Origin of the sequence: uncultured Microbacterium sp., assembly GCF_963521645.1 — a bacterium.
Lineage (GTDB): Bacteria > Actinomycetota > Actinomycetes > Actinomycetales > Microbacteriaceae > Microbacterium.
In genome coordinates, this window is sequence record NZ_CAUQVQ010000127.1 from 1 (window position 1) to 4,762 (window position 4,762).

4 protein-coding genes are annotated in these 4,762 nt (G+C 70.3%); 3 read left to right on the plus strand and 1 reads right to left on the minus strand.

Features of this window, described 5'->3' with window-relative positions; all coding sequences use genetic code 11:
* Window positions 1–305: 305 nt before the first annotated feature.
* Complete coding sequence (gene poxB, locus RWO82_RS15070; protein ID WP_314428344.1) at window positions 306–2,030, minus strand: ubiquinone-dependent pyruvate dehydrogenase; 1,725 nt, start codon at window positions 2,028–2,030, stop codon at window positions 306–308.
* A 117-nt stretch (window positions 2,031–2,147) separates the two neighbouring features.
* Between poxB and RWO82_RS15075 the strand changes: the two genes are divergently transcribed.
* From RWO82_RS15075 to RWO82_RS15085, 3 genes are read left to right on the plus strand one after another with little or no spacing between them, the layout of a single operon-like run.
* Window positions 2,148–2,882, plus strand: a complete 735-nt coding sequence (locus RWO82_RS15075) for a DedA family protein (protein WP_314428345.1) — start codon at window positions 2,148–2,150, stop codon at window positions 2,880–2,882.
* Window positions 2,879–4,012, plus strand: a complete 1,134-nt coding sequence (locus RWO82_RS15080; protein WP_314428346.1) for a histidine kinase — start codon at window positions 2,879–2,881, stop codon at window positions 4,010–4,012. The genes RWO82_RS15075 and RWO82_RS15080 overlap by 4 nt, the downstream gene beginning before the upstream one ends.
* Window positions 4,003–4,653: a response regulator transcription factor gene (locus tag RWO82_RS15085; protein ID WP_314428347.1), complete on the plus strand. Its 651-nt coding sequence runs from the start codon at window positions 4,003–4,005 to the stop codon at window positions 4,651–4,653. Before RWO82_RS15080 ends, RWO82_RS15085 begins: the two co-directional genes overlap by 10 nt.
* The last annotated feature ends 109 nt before the right edge of the window (window positions 4,654–4,762 follow it).

Here is a 4,762-nt window from a genome sequence, read left to right on the forward strand (position 1 = left end):
CTCGACAGCTGAGCGACGCCCGCCCACCGCTCCCGCTCGTTGAGCGAGGACGACGGAGTCGACCGAGACGAAACGCCCGGCGCCCCACCCCGTTTCGTCTCGCTGCTCCGCTGCTCGCTCAACGACCACAACACCCCCCGGTCGTTGAGCGAGGACGACGAAGTCGACCGAGACGAAACGCCACAACACCCCCGGTCTGTGAGCGAGGACGACGAAGTCGACCGATACGAAACGCCCGAACCCATCCCGTTTCGTCTCGCTGCTCCGCTGCTCGCTCAACGACCGGAACGCCGACCGAGACGACGTCAGAGGAGCTGACGCCAGTTGGCCCGCGCCAGGTCGAGCAGCTCATCGCCCTTGCCCGACATCACCGTGCGGATCGCGTACAGCGCGAAGCCCTTGACCTGCGCGGCCTCGATCGCCGGCGGCATCGACAGCTCCTGACGCTCGGTGACCACGTCGAGCAGCGCCGGGCCGTCGTGCGCCAGCACCTCGCGCACCGCATCCGGAAGGTCCTCGCTGTTCTCGACCCGTCGGGCGAAGATCCCCATGGCCTCGGCGATCGCGGCGAAGCTCGGGTTGTCGAGCGAGGTGCCGTAGTTGACGAAACCGGCGGCCTTCATCTCGAGTTCGACGAAGTTCAGCGAGGAGTTGTTCACCACGATCGTCTTCACGGGCAGTCGGTTCTGCGTGAGGGTCAGCAGCTCCCCCAGCATCATCGCCAACCCGCCGTCACCGGCGAGCGCGATCACCTGGCGATCGGGATGCGAGACCTGCGCGCCGATGCCGTGCAGCAGGGCGTTCGCCATCGACCCGTGCGTGAACGAGCCGATCAGTCGACGCTTCTCGGTCATCGAGAGATAACGCGCGGCCCACACGGTGGGCGAGCCGACGTCGGCCGTGAAGATCGCGTCGTCCGCGGCCTGCTCGTCGAGCAGCCGGGCCAGGTACTGCGGGTGGATCGGCCGCCCCGCCTTGGTCGGGGTGGCGAGGTCGTCGAGCTTCGCGCGCGTCTTGCGGTAGTGCGCCGTCGAGTCGTCGAGGTGCGCGCGATCGGTCTTCTCGGCGAGCCGCGGCAGCAACGCCGCCACAGTCGCTCCCACGTCTCCGACGAGTCCCAGGTCGAGCGGATGCCGCTTGCCGAGCTGCGAGCCGCGGATGTCGACCTGGATCGTCGTGGCGTGCTCCGGGTAGAACTGCTCGTAGGGGAAGTCGCTGCCGAGCACGAGCAGCGTGTCGGCCGCCTCCATGGCCCGATATCCGGATGCGAAGCCGAGAAGGCCCGTCATACCGACGTCGAACGGGTTGTCGTACTCGATGAACTCCTTGCCCCGCAGCGCGTGCACGATCGGCGCACCGAGCCGGTCGGCCAGCGCGACGACCTCGTCGTGCGATCCCTCGACACCCGCTCCGGCGAGGATCGTGGTCTTCGTCGACGCGTTGAGCAGTGTCGCGGCGCGCGCGAGCTCGTCGCCGCTCGGCACGATCACCGGGCGCGTGCGCTCGATCACCACGGCGCGGTCGTCGGCGATCTCGGCGAGGGCGACATCGCCGGGGATCACGAGCACGGCGACACCGCGCTGCTCGATCGCCGCGCGCATGGCGATCTCGAGCAGGCGCGGCATCTGCTGGGGGTCGGCGACGTACTCCACGTACACGCTGCATTCGCGGAACAGCTCCTGCGGATGGGTCTCCTGGAAGTACCCGGTGCCGATCTCGGTCGTGGGGATGTGCGCGGCGATCGCGAGTACCGGGACCCGCGAACGGTTCGCGTCGTACAGTCCGTTGATCAGGTGCAGGTTGCCGGGTCCGCATGAGCCGGCGACGACCGCGAGCTCACCCGTCAGCGCGGCATCCGCTGCGGCGGCGAAGGCCGCGGACTCTTCATGTCGCACGTGCACCCATCGGATGCTGCCGTCTTTGCGGAGGGCGTCGGTGAAACCGTTGAGGGAGTCACCGGGAAGGCCGTAGACACGGTCGATCCCATTGGCGCGGAGGGTCTTGACGATGTTCGCTGCGACGGTTGCCATGCTTCGACCCTACGCCCGGGTCGGAGGCGGACGGCCCGACGGCGTTACGGTTTTCCGCACGGTGGTGGAGGGCCAGCCGCAGTGACCGCCGCCGCGCGGCCACGTAGCGTCGGAAGCATGGATGCCTCTGACAACCTGAACGTGTTCGCGCAGTGGGCGATCGGCCTGATGGAGGCGCTGGGCAGCGTCGGCGCCGGCGTGGCCGTGGCGATCGAGAACCTGTTCCCGCCGATCCCGAGCGAGGTCGTGCTCCCGCTGGCGGGCTTCACGGCGAGCCAGGGCACCATCGTGCTGTGGGAGGTGCTGGTGTGGACCACGGTCGGCTCGATCGTCGGTGCCCTCGCGCTCTACGGCCTCGGCGCGTGGCTGGGCCCTGTGCGCCTTCGCCGCATCGTCGATCGGATGCCGCTGATGAAGGTCAGCGATGTGGATCGCACCGAGGAGTGGTTCGCGCGACACGGCGCGAAGGCGGTGTTCTTCGGGCGCATGATCCCGATCTTCCGGAGCCTGATCTCGATCCCCGCGGGCGTCCAGCGCATGCCGCTGATGAAGTTCACGCTGCTCACCGCCGCGGGCAGCGCCATCTGGAACACGGTGTTCGTGATGGCCGGATTCCTGCTCGGCGAGCAGTGGCACCGCATCGAGCAGTACGCCGACGGCCTGCAGGTGATCGTGATCGGGGCCGTGATCGTCGCGGCCTCGATGTTCGTGGTCGCGCGAGTGCGCCAGCGCGGGCGAGGAACGGATGTCGACGATGCGCGCGAGACGCGCTCCGCAGCGGAGCACCCCGCGGAGTCGGGCGAGGCGCGCGACGCGGAGATCACGTCGGCGCGCGGCACAATGGAGAGATGACGCACCCCACCGACGCCGCGTCGTCGACGCGCTCGATCTCGAGGGATGCGGTGCGGATGCTCGGCGGCACCGCCGCCGGCGTCGTGATGCTCGTTCCCACGCTGATCGCCGTGGCCACCGCACCGCGGCCGCCTGCACAGGCTGTCGTGCGCTCGATCGCGGCGCGTCTCACGTGGGTCGACGGGATCCCGCGCCGCACTCCGCCGCGGGCTCCCCGTCTTCGCGGGCTGCTCGCGCTGTCGGCGCTGCTCCAGCTCGTCGTGCTCTGCATCCTCGCGCTGATCGTGGCGGGCGTCGTGGTCGGCGTGCAGATGCTCGTCGCCGCCGCGACCGGCGGTCCTGTCGCGTTGTTCAGCGCCCGCCCCGGACGCGTCACCTGGGCGACCGTGGGTCTCTTCGTCATCCCGGGTCTCGTGCTGCTGTTCCTCGCACTCTCGGGTCTCGGCGGGATCGCCTGGCTCGAGAGACGTGTGTGGCAGTCGTTCCAGCGCCCCGGCGCCGGTGAGCTGTCGCAGGAGGTGGTGCGCCTGCACACCACCCTCGACGAGGTCGTCGCGGCCGTGGACGTCGAGCGGCGGCGCATCGAGCGCGACATCCACGACGGCGTGCAGCAGCGGGTGGTCGCCCTGTCGATACTGCTGGCCCGCGTCGAGCGGGCGGAACCCGCGGAGGCTCGCCGGCTGCTGAGCGGTGCGCGAGGAGAGACGCAGCAGATCCTCGACGATCTGCGCGATGTCGCCTGGCGGACGTACCCCGAGATGCTGCAGCGCGATGGACTCACGGCAGCGCTCGAGGCGCTGCGCGACCGCGTCGCGATGCCCGTCGATCTCGCGGTCGACGGCACGGTGGTGCCGGATCGGGCCGCCGAGACGGCCGCTTATTTCGTGGCGAGCGAGGCCGTCACCAACGCGATCAAGCACGCGCAGGCGAGCGTCATCAGCATCCGGGTGCGCAGTGCGGACGACGAGCTCACCGTGACGATCGAGGACGACGGGATCGGCGGAGCGGATCCCGCGGGAACGGGCCTGTCGGGCATCGCCTCGCGCGTGGCCGCGCGTGACGGGCGTCTGCTCGTGCGCAGTCCTGCGGGCGGCCCCACCGTGATCGAGGCGGTGATCCCGTGCGGATAGCCATAGCCGAGGACTCGACACTGCTGCGCGAGGGCATCGTGCAGCTCCTGGTCGCCGAGGGCCACGAGGTGAGCGCCTCCGTGTCCGACGCCGACGCGCTCATGGCGGCGCTGGCGACGGACGAACCCGACCTCGTGATCGTCGACGTGCGGATGCCTCCGGACTTCGTCGACGAGGGCATCCGTGCCGCGCTGCGCATCAGACACGAGCATCCGCAGGTCGCCGTGCTGGTGCTGTCGCAGCATGTGGAGCGCCGCTATGCGAGCGAGCTGCTCGACGGGCGCGGCGGGGTCGGCTATCTGCTGAAGGACCGCGTCTCCGACATCGCCGGGTTCCTCGACGCGATCGTGCGCGTGGCGGAGGGCGGTGTGGCCTTCGATCCCGAGGTGATCCGGCGTCTGATCGCGGAGCGCTCGGGACCCGACCCGCGCATGGCGGAACTCAGCGAGCGCGAGGGCGCCGTGCTCGAGCTGATCGCCGAGGGCCACAGCAACGCGGCGATCGCCGAGCGGCTGTACGTGAGCCAGAGCGGCGTCGAGAAGCACATCAACACGATCTTCACGAAGCTCGGCGTCGCCTCGGGCTCGGGCGTGAACCGTCGGGTGCTGGCCGTGCTCGCCTACCTCGGGCAGACGGCCTGACCGGCCCCGCTCCCCCGTGCCGACACCCGACGCCGCTCCCCCTGCCGGCACCCGGCGCCGCTCCCCGTGCCGGCACCCGGCGCCGCGGCGCCGCCGCGCACCGGCATCC